General features: G+C 56.0%; 15 protein-coding genes. 9 read left to right on the top strand and 6 right to left on the bottom strand.

The genetic code is table 11. From position 1 onward, the window contains the following. The 4 genes from ACP15U_RS15625 (at position 1) to ACP15U_RS15610 (ending at position 3751) form a co-directional block, all read left to right on the top strand. Entirely contained in the window at positions 1-675 is a 675-nt protein-coding gene (locus ACP15U_RS15625; protein ID WP_425046084.1) for an aquaporin, read from the top strand. 132 nt (positions 676-807) lie between these two features. Further along, a complete protein-coding gene (locus ACP15U_RS15620) occupies positions 808-1854 on the top strand; it encodes a pyridoxal-phosphate dependent enzyme (RefSeq protein ID WP_425046083.1) in 1047 nt (348 codons plus the stop codon). Then, positions 1851-3011: a M24 family metallopeptidase gene (locus tag ACP15U_RS15615; protein WP_425046082.1), complete on the top strand. Its 1161-nt coding sequence runs from the start codon at positions 1851-1853 to the stop codon at positions 3009-3011. Before ACP15U_RS15620 ends, ACP15U_RS15615 begins: the two co-directional genes overlap by 4 nt. Then, positions 3011-3751: a maleate cis-trans isomerase family protein gene (locus tag ACP15U_RS15610; protein ID WP_425046081.1), complete on the top strand. Its 741-nt coding sequence runs from the start codon at positions 3011-3013 to the stop codon at positions 3749-3751. The genes ACP15U_RS15615 and ACP15U_RS15610 overlap by 1 nt, the downstream gene beginning before the upstream one ends. Positions 3752-3871: 120 nt before the next feature. Here the strand turns inward: ACP15U_RS15610 and speB are convergent, their stop codons facing one another. Continuing rightward, positions 3872-4837: an agmatinase gene (gene speB, locus ACP15U_RS15605; RefSeq protein WP_425046080.1), complete on the bottom strand. Its 966-nt coding sequence runs from the start codon at positions 4835-4837 to the stop codon at positions 3872-3874. Positions 4838-4908: 71 nt separating this feature from the next. Next, on the bottom strand, positions 4909-5628 hold the full coding sequence (locus ACP15U_RS15600) for a hypothetical protein (RefSeq protein ID WP_425046079.1): 720 nt from the start codon (positions 5626-5628) through the stop codon (positions 4909-4911). A gap of 157 nt (positions 5629-5785) precedes the next feature. Here ACP15U_RS15600 and ACP15U_RS15595 point away from each other — a divergent pair, with 157 nt between their 5' ends. After that, the gene (locus ACP15U_RS15595) at positions 5786-8221 is read left to right on the top strand and encodes an FAD-dependent oxidoreductase (protein ID WP_425046078.1); all 2436 of its coding nucleotides are present in this window, start codon (positions 5786-5788) and stop codon (positions 8219-8221) included. Positions 8222-8342: 121 nt separating this feature from the next. After that, a complete protein-coding gene (locus ACP15U_RS15590) occupies positions 8343-9827 on the top strand; it encodes a BCCT family transporter (protein ID WP_425046077.1) in 1485 nt (494 codons plus the stop codon). Between the two features lie 327 nt (positions 9828-10154). Here the strand turns inward: ACP15U_RS15590 and ACP15U_RS15585 are convergent, their stop codons facing one another. Both ACP15U_RS15585 and ACP15U_RS15580 read right to left on the bottom strand, forming a co-directional pair. Next, positions 10155-10394, bottom strand: a complete 240-nt coding sequence (locus ACP15U_RS15585) for a hypothetical protein (protein ID WP_425046076.1) — start codon at positions 10392-10394, stop codon at positions 10155-10157. Positions 10395-10770: 376 nt separating this feature from the next. Further along, complete coding sequence (locus tag ACP15U_RS15580) at positions 10771-14145, bottom strand: LamG-like jellyroll fold domain-containing protein (protein WP_425046075.1); 3375 nt, start codon at positions 14143-14145, stop codon at positions 10771-10773. A 513-nt stretch (positions 14146-14658) separates the two neighbouring features. Here ACP15U_RS15580 and ACP15U_RS15575 point away from each other — a divergent pair. After that, positions 14659-15381 carry a DUF2092 domain-containing protein gene (locus ACP15U_RS15575; RefSeq protein ID WP_425046074.1) on the top strand — a complete coding sequence of 241 codons (723 nt, stop codon included), beginning with the start codon at positions 14659-14661 and terminating at the stop codon, positions 15379-15381. A gap of 81 nt (positions 15382-15462) precedes the next feature. On the opposite strand, the gene ACP15U_RS15570 is transcribed toward ACP15U_RS15575, so the two are convergent. Then, on the bottom strand, positions 15463-15909 hold the full coding sequence (locus ACP15U_RS15570) for a hypothetical protein (protein ID WP_425046073.1): 447 nt from the start codon (positions 15907-15909) through the stop codon (positions 15463-15465). On the opposite strand from ACP15U_RS15570, the gene ACP15U_RS15565 reads away from it, so the two are divergent. After that, on the top strand, positions 15897-16454 hold the full coding sequence (locus ACP15U_RS15565) for a peptidoglycan-binding domain-containing protein (RefSeq protein ID WP_425046072.1): 558 nt from the start codon (positions 15897-15899) through the stop codon (positions 16452-16454). The genes ACP15U_RS15570 and ACP15U_RS15565 overlap by 13 nt on opposite strands. A 247-nt stretch (positions 16455-16701) precedes the next feature. Next, positions 16702-16887: a hypothetical protein gene (locus tag ACP15U_RS15560; protein WP_425046071.1), complete on the top strand. Its 186-nt coding sequence runs from the start codon at positions 16702-16704 to the stop codon at positions 16885-16887. Between the two features lie 53 nt (positions 16888-16940). Here the strand turns inward: ACP15U_RS15560 and ACP15U_RS15555 are convergent, their stop codons facing one another. Continuing rightward, positions 16941-18569 (bottom strand): L,D-transpeptidase family protein, encoded by a 1629-nt coding sequence (locus ACP15U_RS15555; RefSeq protein ID WP_425046070.1) that lies wholly within the window; start codon positions 18567-18569, stop codon positions 16941-16943. Positions 18570-18606: the final 37 nt, after the last annotated feature.

Here is an 18606-nt window from a genome sequence, read left to right as displayed (position 1 = left end):
ATGATACGCAGATTGGTTGCCGAATGGCTTGGCACCTTTTCCCTGCTGGCAACGGTTGTCGGTTCGGGCATCATGGCCGAACGGCTTGCCGACGGTAATGTCGCCATTGCGCTACTTGGCAACACCATTCCAACGGGCGCGATCCTCGTTGTGCTGATTATGGTTTTCGGGCCAATATCTGGCGCGCATTTCAATCCGGCTGTAACGCTCAGTTTTGCCCTCCGACGTGAGTTGCAGGCCCGCACAGCGGGCCTTTATGTGGCCGTACAGGTTTTCGGCGGGATCTGCGGTGTGCTGGCTGCTCATATCATGTTCGACAATCCGCTCTTTGATCCGTCGACAACAGCGCGCACGGGGATCGGCCAATGGGTCGGGGAGTTTGTCGCCACCTTTGGTTTGGTGGGAACGATCCTGGCATGCGTGAAAAACCGACCCGAGGCCGTGCCCGTGGCAGTGGGTCTCTACATCACCGCAGCCTATTGGTTCACTTCGTCGACTTCATTTGCAAACCCGGCGGTGACCATCGCGCGTGGTTTCTCTGATACGTTTGCCGGAATTGCCCCTTCTCATGTGTTGGCCTTCGTGTTGGTTCAGCTTGTCGCCGCATTTCTGGCCACACTCTTCTTTGGCTGGCTTCTCGAGGATGAGGCCGCTGCAAATGGCGGTACGGGCTGAGGTTTCCCGGTCAGATCGGGAAATCAGGGTATTGTTGGTCCAAACAAAGTCTGGGCTCGCCTGCCCAAAAGATGTTTGTCAAAAACGCGGGATGACGGGTAGGCTTGCGCTCTGACAAAGGCTGAGGGCGACATGGAAATTCTGCACAACCCGACCGGGCAATCTGCTGCTCTCGTGGCGGCCCTTGCCGACACGCCTGAGCCCAGTGTGAATGCCGATCATCCTTCGGAGTTGTTGAAACGTTGCCCCGCTGCATCGGAAACACCGATGATCGAACAGCCCTCACTGGCGGCGTTGGCTGGCGTTGGCCGGGTCTTTGTTAAGGACGAACGCGGCCGTATGGGATTGGGGAGTTTCAAGGCGCTGGGAGCCGCCTATGTGATTGCCTGCGATGCCGAAGAAGGTCGTGCCGCCGGCCAGACATATGTAACGGCGAGCGCCGGAAACCACGGGTTATCTGTTGCGGCCGGGGCCGATGCTTTCGGGGCGCAGGCTGTGATCTATCTGGCCGACACCGTGCCCGAAGCATTTGCCGATCGCCTCCGATCACTGGGGGCTGAAGTGCGCCGGCAGGGAGAGATTTACGAAGAAAGCATGGCTGCGGCGGCTGCGGCGGCGCGAAGCAAAGGCTGGGTTCTTCTCTCGGACAGTTCCTGGCCGGGATACTATGACCGTCCACACAGGTTGATGCAGGGATACCTTGTCATGATGCAAGAGGCGGTAGAACAGATGCCCGAACCACCAACGCATATCTTTCTTCAGGCGGGGGTCGGCGGGCTGGCTGGCGCTTGCGCGGCCTATGCGCGCAAGGCATGGGGCAGCGCGCCGCGTATCATCGTTGTGGAACCGTCTGCGGCGCCGGCGCTCTACGCGTCGATTGCAGCCGGAACCCCGACCGTGACCGAAGGGCCGAGCTCGGCAATGGGTCGGCTGGATTGCAAGGAACCGTCATTAATCGCCCTGAAAGGTCTGGCGCGAGACGCAGATGATTTCATGCTGATCAGCGAAGAAGAAGGCAAACGCGGCAGTGTCCTGTGCCATGAACATGGGTTGCCCACCACCCCGTCAGGCGCGGCGGGGCTTTCCGGTCTGTTAGCCTCAGGTGACGATCCAGATGCGATCGGATTGTCGGACAGCTCAAGGGTCTTTGTGATCCTGAGTGAAGGAGCAACAGGGTGAGCGTTCCGAGGCGCGGGTTCCCGGATCAGGAATTCGCGGAACGGACGCGCGCGGCACAGGCATTGATGGCGCAGGAAGGGCTTTCGGCGCTGTTGCTGACGACCGAACCGGAAATCCGATACTACACCGGATTTCTCACCCGTTTCTGGGAAAGCCCGACCCGACCTTGGTTTGTCGTGCTGCCATCCGTGGGAAAGCCCATTGCTGTCATTCCCTCTATTGGTGCGCATCTGATGGAGCAGACTTGGGTTAGTGACATTCGAACGTGGCAATCTCCCGATTACCAAGATGACGGGATCGGGTTGCTGGCCGAAACCTTGAAAGAAGTGACACCGAAAGATGGGCGGATAGGCCTTGCCGATCAGATGGAGAGCCATGTCCGTATGCCGCTCGGCGGATTGCGGGCATTGGAGGCGTGTTTGAACCCGCGACTGATGCAAGGCGATTCAACCATTACCCGGCGACTGCGCATGGTAAAATCAGAGGCGGAAATCGCCAAGACTGCAGCTGCCGCGAGGATCGCAAATCGCGCCTTTGACCGCGTTCCGGAAATCGCTGCGTTGGGTGTTCCATTATCGGATGTCTTCCGGGCGTTTCAGGCGATTTGCCTTCACGAAGGCGCGGATTGGGTTCCATATCTCGCCGGAGCCGCAGGTCAGGGGGGGTATGACGATGTCATTTCGCCTGCGGATGACACCCCGCTCGCCAATGGCGCCGTTCTGATGTTGGATACTGGATTGGTCTGGGATGGATATTTCTGTGACTTTGACCGAAATTTTGCCCTGTCCGGGCCGACCGAACAGGTTCGCTATGCGCATGAGCGGCTAATTGATGCGACCCAAGCGGGTTTTGAGGTCGCCCGTCCCGGTGCCACCATTGCAGATGTCTTTCACGCGATGAACGCGGTCTGCAACCCTGATACCAAAGGCGGCGGGGCTGGTCGCCTCGGGCATGGGTTGGGTATGCAGTTGACCGAATGGCCTTCGATCATCGCCAAAGACCACACCATTCTGGAACCGGGTATGGTGCTGACACTGGAGCCCACCGTAGCTGTTCGCAAGGACAGGATTCTGGTTCACGAAGAGAACGTCGTGATCCGTGAAACCGGGGCAGAATACCTGTCAGAAAGACAGGGCCATCAAATCAGGGTGCTGTGATGCATTTCGACTATGAGCTTTCCGCGAAACGGCCCAAGCAGATCGGGTTGGTCGTATTGCAATCAGATGAATCACTTGAACCGGACATGCGGGCCCTTCTGCCGGCCAAAGTCGAAATTCTGGTTTCGCGGATTCCTTCTGCAGCTGAAGTTTCCCCCGAGACGCTGCGCGCGATGGAGCCATTACTGACGCAGGCGGCCGCTCTCTTGCCGGGAGGGGCGAAGCTTTCGGCGGTGGGATATGGGTGCACGTCAGCCTCGGCGCAGATTGGATCCGAACGGATTTCAGAGCTCATTCAGGCCGGAATAGAGACACCTGCGGTCACCGAGCCTGTTTCGGCTCTGCTCGCGGCCTGTCGGCATCTGAACGCGTCCCGCATTGCTATGCTGAGCCCTTACACCGCGCGGGTTTCAGACAAGCTCTGCTCTGTTCTGACCGAGAACGGGATAGGAGTAGAAACCGTCGCCAGCTTTGATGAGCCAACCGAAGAGCGCGTGGTTCGCATTTCCGACGCGTCCATTACCAGAGCTGCCATCGAAATGGAGCGGGCAACGGATTGCGACGCGGTGTTTCTGTCATGCACCAATCTCCGTACCCTGGACGTGATTGAGGAAATCGAGGCGCGAACAGGAAAGCCGGTGCTGTCGAGCAATCAGGTTTTGGCATGGCATCTGGGTCAGTTGTCCAATTTTGGAGCAGATATGAGAGGCCCCGGCCGTCTATTTGCCGATCTGGCGTAGAAAGATCGTAACCGCGAAGAGTGAGCGGTTGGAACCTTTCCTGGGTTAGGTTCTTTCAAAGTCACAAATCTAGAGCGCCGCGTGCGATAGTCACGCGGCGCTCTGGGTCTGTTTCAGTGCTTACTTCCGGTTGTGAAAGATGAAGCCGACGAAATTCAGCAGCAACTGTGCTGCCAAAATCTGGGTGCTTTCAGTCGGATCATACGCCGGGGCCACTTCGACAAGATCCATACCCACAACATCACCCTGCTCGCTCAGTCCCTGAAGAATTTCGAGAACTTCATAATACAGAAATCCGCCATGGCTTGGCGTTCCCGTTCCCGGCGCAATCGATGGACAGAACCCGTCGATATCGATGGTCACATAATAGCGCGCCTTTTCCGGAATGCGCTTCAGGACCTCCTCGGGCCCGAGTTTGCGGACCTGCCTTACCGAAAGGATGTCGGTGCCGCGGGACCGCGCGTCTTCGTAGCCTTCCCTTGTCGTGGACGAAACATTGCGAATTCCCAATTGGGTCATGCCAGAGACATAACCCTTTTCGATAGCTCTTCGCATTGGATTGCCATGGCCTTGTGTCACGCCGTGGCGAACGTCGACGAAATCAAGATGGGCATCAATCTGAACGATATGGATCGGTCCGTTTCTTGCGCAGTCCGCTTCGAACGCATCGATGCATGGAATGTTTATCGAATGATCGCCCCCGATCACTACTGGCAAGGCACCGGAAGATAGGATTTTCTCGACGCCCAGTTTGATATTGGCATGGCTCTCATCTGTCTTGGTATGAATGATGTCGGCGTCTCCGATATCGACAATCCGAACATCCTCACCAAGATAGGTCGTATCATCCTCGTGGTCATAGGCGCCAGCGTGACCGAAACTGAACAGTGTCGACGCTTCGCGAACTGCGCGCGGGCCAAAGCGGGCCCCCGGTCGGAACTGGCATCCGAAATCGAAAGGCGCGCCGAGAATTGCGACATCCGCGTCGATGTTATCCCAATCGGACACGTACTCCTTTTTGCCAAACGTCGAAATCCCGACAAACGGCAAGTTTAACCTGCCTGATTCGTACCCGTGTCCTGACATGTAATCCTCCAAATCTTCGCATATTCAGGGCATGCCCTGCCCGTGTCATCCGGAGCGCATGCCGAAAAGGTTCAAAAGCTGAACCCAAGGGCAACGAATGGGCCACTTAATGTCAAATCAACGTTATCGTTGGGCTCTGAAAAGTCCAAGTAGAGATGGCGATACCCGGCTGACAGCTTCACTGTCTGGGACAGAGCCCAGTCCAGCTTGGCCAATGCTTCCCATTGCAGCTGAGAGCCCACTCCGAACCCCCCGACATTGACGAAACCTGCCAGATTGACAGACCCGGTAACAGGCGCGTTGACACGCAATCCCAGCATCGGATCTATCCAGTCCACATTCTGTTCCGCCGTCCGGCCTAATACCCGTGTCGACAAATCGAGGTTCCAGCTTCGTAGGCCCGCCACGGCTTCGAGGCGAAATGCACTGGTGTCCTGAACCGAATATGCTGCTGCAAGGGAAACCATCGTTCCTTTCAGTCGCCATTCTGAAAGCGCGCCAGACGGGGTGTTGCCGTATTGATCCGACAGGTTCAGATAATTGTATTCTCCAAGAATGCTCCATCGGCCCCGCCGGGCTTCTCCGTGAATCAGGAAAGCTCCGTCCAATAGGTCCAGAAGTGATTTTGATCCGTTTACAGGCGGATTAGGTCCGATATCGAGCGTCGCATCCACCGACGGAGCCCAAACATACGGTGTCAGTATAAATCGCCATTCTTCGTAACCGGCGTGAAGAGATCGCGGGCCAGCGAACAGCCCGAGAAGGAGCACAGCGACAAGAAACTTTGGCAATTTTTCTGATCCTGTTACCCGAGGCTCCGTATTTTTGCGGACACTAATTCCGCGCGGATGCAGACACAAGCGCGCCCGCTGTTTCGGTTCAACGAAGCCGTTGACGGCGATCGGTTGGGGTTTTTAGTGTCGAACGAAGAGATCGGAGTTCCTGCACATGAAGTCCCGCACCAAGGTTGTCGTTATCGGAGGTGGGATCGCCGGGTGTTCGACGCTCTACCATCTGACCCGCGAAGGGTGGACGGACGTGGTTCTTGTCGAGCGGAATGAACTGACCAGCGGCACGACATGGCATTCGGCGGCACAGGTGACGAATTTCGGTACCAGTCAAACCATGATAGGCCTCAAGTCCCATTCGATCCGGCTCTACAAGGAGCTGTCCGAAGACCCTGAGTTCCCGATCAACTATCATCACGGAGATGGTGGCATCCGTCTGGCCAATACCGAGGCGCAGATGCAGGGCTACCGACATTTTTCCTCGATGGCTCGTGGCATGGATGTGCATTTCGAAGTGATTGATGCTGAGGAGTGTGCAAGAAGACACCCTCTGATCTCGACCGGCGATCTGCTTGGAGGCCTATGGGATCCTCTGGACGGGGATATCGACCCGGCGCAATTGTGTCAGGCTCTGGTTCGGCGCGCTCGGAAGGCGGGTGCCGAAGTGTATCGCAATACGCCCGTTACCGGATTGAGCCAGCACCGGGACGACACTTGGACCGTGCACACCGATCAAGGCGATTTAGACTGTGATATTGTCGTCAATGCTTGCGGCTACCGCGTCAACGAAGTCGGCGCGATGATGGGCGTGCAACACCCGGTGGCATCGATGGAACATCAGTACTTTCTGACTGACGAAATCCCGCAGATCAAAGAGGCCGGGTATCGGATGCCCCTGATCAGGTGCCCGATCTCCGACTTCTATTGCAGGCAGGAAAAGAATGGCCTGCTGGTCGGTTTCTACGAGCAGGCGTGCAAGACATGGGGGATGGACGGGATTGATCCGAACTTTGTGAACGCGCTGTGTCCCGATGATCTGGATCGGGTGATGGATGTTCTCGAAGGTGCCTTTGAGCGCCTGCCGGCATTGCGCGAAGTGGGTGTCCATACCGTTATCAATGGCCCGATCACCTATACCATCGACGGACTGCCGCTCGTTGGGCCGATCCCCGGCAAGCGAAACGCGTACTGCATCATCGGCCTGCGTGCCGGTTTGGGAGAAGGGGGCGGCCACGGTTGGCTGCTGGCCCAACAGATCGTGCACGGTGAGGCCTGTTATGACACGTGGGTTCTGGATCCTCGCAGATTCACCGGACATGCCAATGTAGAGCTGACGGCTCTCAAGGCGGTGGAGGACTACCAAAACGAGTTCCGATTTCATTTTCCGAACGAACACAGATCTGCCGGGCGTTTGGCAAAGACCACGGTGCTGACGCCGATACTGGCTGCACAGGGGGCTGCCTTTACTACGGTCAACGGTTGGGAACGGGTGGACTACATCAAACCGGACCCGGCGTTTCAACTTACACTTGGGTTTGACTTTGACGAGGCTCATAGCGTCGTGGCTGCCGAAGTTCGAAATGTTCAGGAGAATGTCGGCCTGTGCGAGGTCAACGGATTCAACCGGATCGAGATCACAGGACGCGATCGCCATCGCTTTCTCGACCGGCTAATCTGCGGTTTTGTGAGCAAACGGGAGGGCCGTCTAGGTCTCGGCTATCTTTTGAACCATTTTGGGATGATCAAGTCCGAGGCAACGGTGGCCAACCTGCCGGCTTCGGATCGTGGTCCGGAACGGGTTTGGTATGGCTCGGCTGCCGCCAGTGAATACCACGACAGGGACTGGCTAGAGCAGCATGTGGAGCCGGGCGAGGATGTTCAGATCCAAAGCCTGACCGAGGCGCAGACCATTCTGGTTCTGGCTGGCCCCAATGCCCGAAAGGTCTTGTCGAGTTGCGCTCGAGGCGACTGGTCGGCTAAGGCATTCCCCTGGCTCTCCGTTCGCGAGTGTTTTGTCGGCTTCGCTCCAGCGACCGTTGTGGGCGTCAGTTTCTCTGGGGAACTGGCCTATGAAATCCACGTACCAAATACATCGCTTTATGCTGCTTATTTGGCACTGCAGGATGCAGGTCGTCCGTTCGGGATGCAGCTTTTCGGCGCCCGAGCTGTTGAGTCGATGCGGCTTGAAAAAGGGTTTCTGCACTGGAAAGCTGATTTGTTGACCGAATTTGATCCGTTTGAGACCGGACTGGATCGGTTTGTGAACCTTGAAAAGGAAATCTTCATTGGGAAAGACGCTCTGCTGGGACGGGCTGTTCGTGTGCGGGCAAAGGGATTGGTGACTTTGGAGATCGACGCCACCCGAGGCCCTGCCCCGTCCGGGGCATCGCTGATGTGCGATAGCCGGGTGGTGGGAACAATCACGTCGGGTGCTTGGGGTCATCGTGTGCAAAAGAACCTGGCTTTTGCCTTTGTAGACCCTGAGTTTTCGGCAATCGGTTCTTCCATGCAGTTGAACTTGTGCGGTGAACCGGTGAGTGCAAGAGTGATTGCCCCCTGCCCATATGACCCGGATCACTCGAGAATACGGGGATAATTATGATTTGGATTGCTGTCGATTGTCTTGGCGACTGGCAAATTCGACGGCAGACTTTGGTGGGTTGCGCGCGTCGGCAACGTAGGCCGGCGACCAATGACTTGTCTGGGAGTGGAATGGCATGAAACTGAACCTCCTGACGGTGGTGGCTTTGGCTCTCAGCATTGGAATAGCGCTTTGGGGGCTTTGGGATCCTCAGGGGTTTGGTGATCTAGCGGATAGGATTGTATCGGCCCAGTTCGACAGTCGTGGTTGGTTCATCATGCTCGAGGTCAGCGCGCTTCTGTTCTTGTCGATCTATCTGGCGCTGTCAAAGTTTGGCCATATCAGACTTGGCCCGGAAGGATCCGAACCGGAGTTTTCGACGCCTGCCTGGATTGCAATGCTGTTTGCGGCGGGGATGGGGGTCGGATTGCTGTTTTACGGAGCAGCAGAGCCTCTTACTCATTACGCGGTGTTGGATCAGCACATGGATGGTCCTTCCGCCGCATCGCATGCCTTGTTCGTGACTTACCTGAACTGGGGATTTCACGCTTGGGCAATCTACGGTCTGGTCGGCTTGGTGATCGCTTATTTCGCGTTTCGGAAAGGGCGGTCGCTGCTTCTCAGTGCTCCACTTGGAGATATCTATGGCGATCGTCTTTGGGTAAATGCGATGGCCTGGCTTTTCGACTTGGTTTCGATCGTCGCCATAGCGGTTGGACTGGCAGGTTCGTTCGCAATGGGGGTCTTTCAGGTTCAGACGGGCTTGGCCGGACTGATTGGGGTATCTGACCCCAATGCCCTGACAACCGTAATCTATGTGGCAATGTTCATTGCATTCATGATTCCGCTTCGGAAGGATCTTGGCGAGGGCATGTCCAAACTGTCGAACCTTGCGATGATGCTGGCCTTGGGTCTGATGATCTATCTGCTCGTTCTCGGTCCGACTTCCTACATCATGAATTTGACTGTATCAGGATTTGGCAGATATCTTTTCAATGTTCTGCCTGCCGGGTTCTCGACCGTAGAGTTTTTTGACCGGGACATTGCAAACTGGTTTCAGGGATGGACTCTGAACTACATGATCTGGTGGCTGGCCTGGTCGCCGTTCGTAGGCATTTTCATTGCCCGCATATCCAAAGGTCGGACCATCCGGGAATTCCTGATTGGTGTTATCGTCGCGCCGACCCTGTTTTCAGTATTCTGGTTTGGTGTGTTCGGCGGAGTTGGTTTCTTTGATGTGTTCCGCGGGAACGGAGAGCTGCTTGAAGTTAATGCCCAGAGTCTGGATGCCACGACATTTGCTTTGCTGCAGCATTTCCCGCTAGCCGGGATTGCGCAAGGAGCGACAATACTGGCGGCATTTTTGTTTGTGGTCACCAGTGTCGTCAGCGCGGGCTTTACGCTTGCCATGATTGGCTCGGGCGGAGATCAGAACCCGCCTCCCAAGGTCAGGATGATGTGGGGCATCGTTCTTGCAGGATTGGGACTGGCAATGATCTTTGTGGGTGAAATCGCGTTGGTGCGATCCATCATCGCGCTGTCGGCCATCGCATTCGTTTTCATTGTGCCAATTCTTGTCGTCTGCCTGATAAGGGCTCTGACATCGGAGAAACAGGTATGAGTGGTCAGATTGTTGATACGGTTCTGAATCTTGGGGTGTTTCTCTATATTGGGTTTCTAGTCTGGTTGTTGTTTCTGAAAATCTAGATTGCAAAGGCTGCGATTAGTCCGCCTTGCCGAGCGTTCCCAAGGCCAACCAGACGCCGCGAACGCGCATGGTCCGGGTTGTCATTCCGGACCGTTAACCCGTGCTGGCGGGAACGCTGGTCGGGCGTGTTTTAGTTATCGTCGGCATGAGACCATCCTCCCGATCCGAATATGGATCACGCGGACATAGCCGAAAGTCATGGGATTGAATGGCCCGATATGCCTTGTCTAGGGAACGTTGTTATGCGTTGCCTTTGGTCTCGAACTGGTTCGCGAGGTACGCTGCCTCATGCATATCCGCCGCATCGCTGTAGAAGTGGAACATCTGGTTCACTGAGGAGAATTCACCCCGCTTGCGATAGTTTTCGTAAACTTCCAGATGCAACGGATCTTGCTGGCCTGCAATTCTGTAAAAACTCATTACTTCGCGCGGCGTCATTGAGCATGCAGCTTCCCAGGCCTGGTTCTGAACTATGTCCATTTCTCAACCCTCCATTCTTGGATGATTGAAACATAATGCAGCCAAATCCGGATTTGATGCCCCCAAATTACAAGCGGCTGTTACCGCTCACTTTTCCCCAGCGTTATATTTCATTGCAGGAATTTGATGAAATGTTGTGTGAGATTTTTCGGTGGAAAATTGCCGGTTAACGCATGGGAAGGCCCAAAGCCACGATCGCAGATCAGCGGAAAGTGAGCGGTTCTCGCCCGAGGCACTACCCATTCCCAGAGATGCAGAAAGCAGGAAAGTTGGTGCCTTTCACGCGCTGGAATGAGCGAAACTTCTTGTCACGACGGCGGTTGCCCGCACCAGCAGCCTGAGGTGCCGGCGCGGAAAAAGATACGGCGAAATCCGCTCACAGATACATGATATCGTCCGCAAATTGCAGCGCCTCGATATTGACCAGAGTATCCAGCCCATCGCCAGATACGCGCAGGTCTCGCACGGTTGTTGTCATACCAAGCGTGCTGATATCGTAGTCGGACCGGTTTCCGCTGAAGATCGCATAATCCCAGTCAGCGCCGCCATCGAGTATGTCGTTCCCTTTGCCGCCTTCAAGCCGGTCGACCCCGGCATTGCCGATCAGGGTGTCTTCGCCATTCAGGCCACGCAGTCGGTTTCGGCCGTGATCACCGGTGAGTATGTCGTCAAAGCCCGATCCGGTCAGCCCCTCGATGCTGGTGTACAGATCCTGTGCAGCATCACCTTTGCTGCCGCGCCCCAACAGCAGACTGGCTTCGACGCCCGACGTGGATGACGAGTACGCAACCATGTCATCGCCGCTCCCGCCGTCATAGCGGTCCTTTCCTCCGCCCGAACCGACGAACCAGTCATATCCGCCGAGGCCGCGGAAATCATCTTCTCCCTCTGAGCCGAGAAGTTTGTCGTTGAAAACAGAACCGGTCACCCGCTCGATCGACGTGTATCGATCACCTTGTGCCTGCCCGGCCAACCCGAGGCCCAAGCCGAGATCTACGATCACACCTGTTTGCGAGTGAACATATGAAACCATGTCCCGGCCATTGCCACCGTCAAAGGTATCGCCGCCACCCGAACCGACCATCCAATCATAGTCTCCCAAGCCGCGAAGTCTGTTCGCCCCGTCATTCCCTTCGATGTAGTCGCCAAAAACCGACCCCGTTACATTCTCAACGCCAACGATCGTGTTGCTGTCGGTGCCGGATTCAACGGTTCCATTCTTGAGCAGCACCCGAACCGATTTCGACAAGTCGAAGAAGCTCACCATGTCGGTTCCAGCGCCGCCGTCGATCATGTCCGATCCGCTTCCAGGTGTCAGCCAGTCACTGCCGGCTCCGCCTTTCAGCACATCATCACCCAAATCGCCGTTCAATCGGTCGTTGCCTATGCCGCCGTCAATCGTGTCGTCACCGGTGCCGCCTTCGATTGTGTCATTGCCTTCGGCGCCGATCATCTGGTCGTTGTTGGCCGCGCCGGACATGTAGTCGTCGCCTTCACCTCCGTTCAACACGTCTGCGTCAGTAGAGCCATAGACATCCATCCCGGGATTTCCGCTGCTATTGCCCAGCTGTCCGATCTCTCCTTTGCCGAAACCGGCAGCTTTCATCTGATCTGTTGTAAGCGGTTGATCAAAAATGACAAAGTCGCTGATTGTCCCGCTAAAATGGCTGCCAACTCGATCGGTTTGACCCGGAGCGTTGTTCCAGCCACTTGCACCAATGATCAAGGCTTCGGTGTTCTGGGCAAGATCAAAAACAATGTCCGGATCAAAGGCCACACGCGCACCGTCGAGGCTCAGTTCGACCCCGTGTTCGCCAAAGGTCAGCCCGAAATCGTAGGATTTGTCTACTTGCAAGCCTAGCTGGGCTTTCAGGTAGAACGTTTCGTTGATGTCCTGAAGTCGGATAAGCAGGCTGCCTTTTGAGTCCAGGAATGCTGTTATGTGGCCACCATTCCCGTATCCTTCCGCATCCTTGGAGAAGAGAACCTGGTGATCCAGTAGCTCCGTGATCTGGAAGTTGAACGCAATCGTGCCCTGAACCAGATCGAGCCGGTCGGTATGATCGACAATCATCGGCGCTCGTTCATCCGCTTTGAACGTGTTGGTTCCTGTCATAGCGAAGACGGGATTTTTGAGGTTTCCGATGTTGAGGTCTTTTTCTGCGGGCAGTCTTGCCGGGGGGGCGATGGGGGCGGCTTCGGTGCCTTTGGATTGCGGGGCCACGGCTTCGCGCAGATCGTCGATGCTGTGGATGATGCCGTATGCGGGTTTGGAGGTCTGTTCGATATCCGACAGTTTCACCAGATCGCCATAGACCGTGATCTGGCCCAAACGGTCGTCATTATGCGCCCCACCGTTGTTGCCCTGATCGGAATAGAGCGAGATCACCGAGTGATCCATGATCCCGTCGGAATTTATATCTCCGTAGCTGACCGAGAGGATCTTGGTCGTATGGCCCTCGATCACCAGCCGGTCACCTTCGGCGCGACTGAAGTCCTTGACCACATCCTTGCCCATAATGTCGACCCAGTGGTCGTGCAGTTTGTCGTTCTCGCCGGCCACACCGTGCCAGTTGATGCTGCCATCATCACGGGTATGCTTTTCGATATACCGCTGCTTGGCATTGATAAGTGTCTGGAAATAAAAGATGTCCGCGCCAGCGCCACCAATCAGGACGTCATCGGCCGGGATCGGCTGATCGGGGTATAGCTTGCCGTTGGTCAACTCACCCAGCGGGTCGCCCTCGCTCCGGTTCGGATCATAGAAGATCTCGCCTTCGCGGCCATCTGCCCGGCTGATCAGCAGGTCATTGCCATCGCCGCCCAGCAGGCTGTCTTCGCCATGGCCGCCATCGAGAATGTCGTTGCCGGTGCCGCCCATCAGCGTGTCATTGCCATAACTGCCCTGCAGCACGTCATTGCCACCCCGGCCATCAACCAGGTCGTCACTGCTCCAGCCGTTGATCGCTTCGGCGCTATCCGTGCCGGTCACCGTGTCGGCGGTGCTGGATCCGTGCCGCATTGGCAGCATGTTTGCGAAATGCCCGTGCTCGGATACGCCATACTCCTGCATGATCTGCTTGAGCGTGTCGGATCCGTGGTGAATATCGCCCAGCAGAGGCAGAAGATCCTCCATCAGCGCGTCCATCTTGGCCGCATCATCAAGCGCCGGGTCGACCGCCGACGCCAGCGAGCGCATGTCATTGCCACCAAGCTGGCGGTCAAAGACCATGACGTCGCCGATCTCGCCCTGGAACAGCGAATGGGCACTCTGACCATCATTGTCGCGCCAGGCCCGGCTGCCGCCGATCACCAGCGATCGGTCGTTCATGTCGATGCCCTGCTTGAACTCGGGCTCGGCCGCGACCAGCGCACCGTCAAGCCAGACCTGCAGGCCCTGTTCGCCGAAACTCAGGCCCAGATGATAGGTCTGGTTCGCGTTCAGAACCAGCTCGGGAACCTTCAGCCATTCGGTCGAGGTGGCGTTCTCCTGCGTGATGATCAGGGTGCCATCCTTGAGCCAGACCGTCAGGTGGCCACCATTCTCGCGCCCCGATCCGTCCTTCGACAGGATCGCCTGGTCACCCGGAAGGCTGGATGCCGAAAAGCTCAGTGATATCGTCCCAGAACCAAGCGACAATGACGCATGATGACCAACATCCATGTAATCACCTTCAGAACCTGTGTAGGTCCGGGTGTTCAAACTGCTGAATGTGGGGTCGATAGAAAGTGGGTTCTGCTTGTTAGCCATTTCGCGGTTCCATTGGTGTGCCTGTTGTTTTGGATACGTGCGAATTGGGTGATTTTTGGGGCTTTAGCGGCCCGGCGGCAAGGAAGTTTCCTGCATCGGCAAGTCACCGCCGACCAAACGGTAAGATGCTATGAAATGGGCGAAAAAATTCCGATCTCCGATGCTAAAAAGCCAATTCGGTGTCCAAATGTGGCAAGAATGAGGATGACTTGGGGCGCAAACCGACATCTGTCTGCCAGCGGATCGTTTCGGTTGTTTGATGTTCGGTAGTCAGGCCGGCCCTACAAGCCTAAAAATCGCTCGACTCCGGAGCCTGCCGCAATCAGGCGATCTCAGTAAGAAATCCCTCTCTCTCTCCGGGTTGCTTCGACAAGTAGAAATTTCTGAAAAGTTTCAAAGTGCTTGCTTGGGCATCGTCGATGTCGCAAGCTCAACTGCATGCTGCGCTTAAAGTTTCTGCCGTTATACGCCCGCTCATTCGGCCTGTCGGCTTGTTTGACGTTGGCGGGAGTCTTGCCGTCTTCTGGTGTTTCGGCTGAAGAAGAAGGCAAGGAAGCTCCTGCAATCGATCCCAGAGCAGTCGAGGTGCTTTCTCTGGCGATAGAATATCTTTCCGGTCAGGAGGCACTCAGTGTTGACTGGTTTGTTTCTTACGATCAGGTCGTCGACGGACGGGAGAAACTCACCCGAGTTCGCAGTGGCAGGAACGTTATGGCGCGCGGTAAGGGGTTGTATTCCTATTCCGAGAATGGATCGGAAACGCGCGAGTATTTCTTTGACGGTTCGACATTTCAGGTTGTGGATCGCGACAATCTCGTTTTTGCCGAGGCGCGTTTTGCTGGCGGGATCGACGAACTGGCTGACGCCACTCAAGAGAAGTTTGGGGTGACTCTGCCAATGTGGCAGGTTCTTACGAATGGAAGCAGATCCGAGTTGATCAACGATGCGACTGCCGCGGCCTATCTTGGAGAGACGAGGCTGGCGGGTCGGGCGGTTCATCACCTCGCATTCTCAAACTACGACAATGACTGGCAAGTCTGGGTTCTGGCCGACGCGGTTAATCCGGAACTTGTCATGCTGGTTGGAACAGACCCCTATACTCAAGGCTGGCCGCAATACCGCGCCTATTTCACATCTTGGGATTTTTCGCCCGAGATTGGGGAAGGGACGTTTCATTTCCAACCCGACGACAGCTTTGAACAGATGACATGGTCCACGCCGGTGGTCGAACGATGAGTGTCGGGGGCACAACCATGAGATTTTGGTTTCTTGGATGGCTGGCGTTTTTATTGGCAGTCGGGACTTCGCCGGAAAGCATTATACGCCTGTCCCCTGCTGTCGAGGAAGCAGAGGCAGGGCCACGTGGCGGTCGCGGCGGCGGTTTCTCTTCTCCCAGCAGAGCCCGTCCAAGCGGTGCCAGAACACGCCCGCAGCCGTCAAGACAGCCACAAAGGCAACCGGCGGCGAGACCGACCCGCCCGAGCACCCAGCCCGCACCAGCCGTGCAGCGCCCGGCTCAGCCGAAGCGAGAGGTCGCGCGGCCCGGAGGTGGTGCAGACCGACCATCCACGTTGCCAGCAAAACCGCGACCCGGTGCCGATCTTCCCGGCCAAAGACCTCCGAACAGCCGGCCACGCCCGCCGGGCGACCGACCCATTGCCGGGCGACCGCCCGGATCGCGCCCACCAAGTGCACGGCCACCGGGATGGAGGCCTCCGCATACCCGTCCTCCGGGATGGCATCCGCCACATGTGAGACCGCCATACTACCGCCCACCACATTATCATTGGGGCGATTACTATTGGAACTCGACATGGGGCTGGTTCTTTACCGCCGCTCTTGTGGGTTCAACCTTGGCCTTTGTAACCGACCTGCCGGACGATCAGGAATGTCAGAAGGTCCAATACGAAGGCGAAACACTGTATGAATGCAATGGGGTGCTCTACCGGTCGACCTATCACGACGATCAGCAGGTCTATGAGATCGTATCCGATCCTGAGGGGGAAGCTGCCTCTGAGCCAACAAGCGTCGTAGGGCTTTCCCTCACCGATCCCCTGACCCGGGGCGAAGTTGTCCGCGACCTGCAAAACCGACTGGTCGGTGCCGGATATGATGTCGGTGGGGTTGATGGCGTGTTCGGGTCAGGGACGGACAATGCGCTTCAGTGGTTCCAATATGACAACGAAATGGACCCAACCGGAGTTGTCGATGTGCAAACGGCCGAGCTTTTGGGGTTCCGACCGGAAAACGTTCCGCCAGCATCTACTGACCAGCCAGCGACAACAGAGCCTGAGCAATCCGATCAATAAGGACAACGGACGAGAGAGAATCGCCCTTCGGTATTCAGCTTTTGGATGCCGTAGGTTTTGTCCAATGACGTTGTTTGTTGCTACATTCGAAACTGGCAACCCGGCATGAACGGCTTTGTTTCTGCGCCAACAGAGAAACGGGTCGAACACTCGCGCAAAATCACTTCTTGCTTCGTTGAACACGACCTTCTGGCCTAAGCTGGTTCTTATTCATCAGATTAAGAAACAAATTTCCGGGGGGGACATTATGAACATCATTGAAGACGAAGGGCTGTTCAAATCAAGCAAGGCAAACCTGCTTCCTGAACTGTCCGAACAGAGCGCTTATGAAACGACAAAAGTTCAAGGTGCAGCGGCTACGATCAGGGGTCTGGCGTTCATTGCATTTGGCTTCACCCTTGCAGCATTCGTGGCAAGTATGGTGATGCATTAGGATCCATACGTTCTTCTGAGAATTCTGACCACACTGCTGATTGAGCCGTGTGGTCACCTCTTGAGCGCCTCAAGAATTGGTCCGTCCCGCTGGTATGGATCTTCTCGAAAATGGACCTGATCTCCTTCGACCCATGCGGTCCAATAGGTCAACAGCACCGGAATTGGGTTGGGCAGGTCAACGCGTGTGGTCTTTCCGCTGTCAAGGATCGCTTGCATCTTTTCCTGACTCCATTCCGGATCGCCCTCCATCAGGAGATTGGCAAACTCAAATGGATACTCCAGACGAACGCAGCCCGAGCTCAGGTTGCGTTCATTTCGATCGAACAAACCCTTGTCATTCGTGTCGTGCAGATAGACCGAGTATTTGTTCGGAAACATGAATTTAACTAGGCCCAGTGCATTCTCCGGTCCGGGTTTCTGTACCAGCGTGACGCCGGGATTGTTTGCACTCCAGTTGACTGCATTGGTCGGAATGACCTGTCCGTTGCTGTTGCGAACGATGTAATTATTGCGGCTCAGATAGCCCGGATCCTTGCGTATGCGCGACAGCTTATCCTTTCGGAAAATGGAGGCTGGCACGGTCCAGGTCGGGTTGAACTCCATGTATTTGATTTCATCGCGGAACACGGGTGTCTTCCGATATGCCGAACCGGTGATCGACCGTGTCGTCCAAAGCGTGCCGTCTGACTTGACCAGATAGGTTCGCGCGCCGGCGATGTTGACCAGAACAAATTCATCCCCGGTTTCGCGCATGAGCCAGCGGCCGCGTTCAAGGCTCAGTCGAATCTTGTTGATGCGATCTTCGACCGGTTGATTGAGCGACAAAAAGGTTCTTGGTCCGATTACGCCGTCCGCTTCCAGCCCGTGACGCGTCTGAAAAGCTTTCACATCTTCGGCCAATTTATCGTCATAAACCCAGTGCGGATCGATGTTGTTCTCTGAGGTCGCGTCCGTAGCCATTGCGCGCAGGACACCTTCGGCGGCGAACCTCTGCCGCAGAACGGCAACCGCCGGATCGGTCATGCCGGGTTTCAGAACGGTTTGGTCAGGAACGTGCGGCCAACCCCCCTGCTCTGCGATTGTCCGGTATCTTGCCAGCGCACCCACCAGCATTCGGTACTGAGGATTGTCGACAGCGATCCGGTTTATCAAAGCGGGGAACCCTTCGCCATTGATGTACTCGTTTAGAATAACGGCTGGGTCCTGTTCGATGACGGTCTTGGAAAAATTCCATTCGTCGTGCAGCGCGGCCGGATCCACTTTGCCAAAGACAAGATGATGGATCAGCTTTACGGCGGCGTCGGTGGCGACAATATCAAACATCGCCTGCGCTTCGGTGCCGCCACCCTGGGCGGCTGCGGCCAGTTCCTGAAGTTTGAGAAAATGGAAATCTTCGGGCTCAAAACCTTGTTCGACACCGAATTTCAGCTCACCCAGCAACTCCTCCACGGCTTGAGCGTCTTCCCAGGCAGGTGCAAATCCGCGTTGTTCATAAAAACGCGGGACAAGAATCTTGGCATCAAGGCTGGTATTCTGAACCTTTGCCGAGGTTGCTGCGCCATTTGCGTCAAGAAGGGTTTTTATCTGCTCGGAAACAGGAGCCGCGATGGTCTGAACTGGCAGTATCAAAAGAAACAGGATAGCAAAACCGAACGAAAAAAGTCTGAGTTGTATATGCACGGTTATTGCTCCCGAAAACCAACACTTGGCCGTTGTT

It is taken from the genome of Primorskyibacter sp. S87, from assembly GCF_049801055.1.
Classification (GTDB): Bacteria; Pseudomonadota; Alphaproteobacteria; order Rhodobacterales; family Rhodobacteraceae; genus JBNAGF01.
This window is presented reverse-complemented; position numbering and strand designations above follow the sequence as displayed.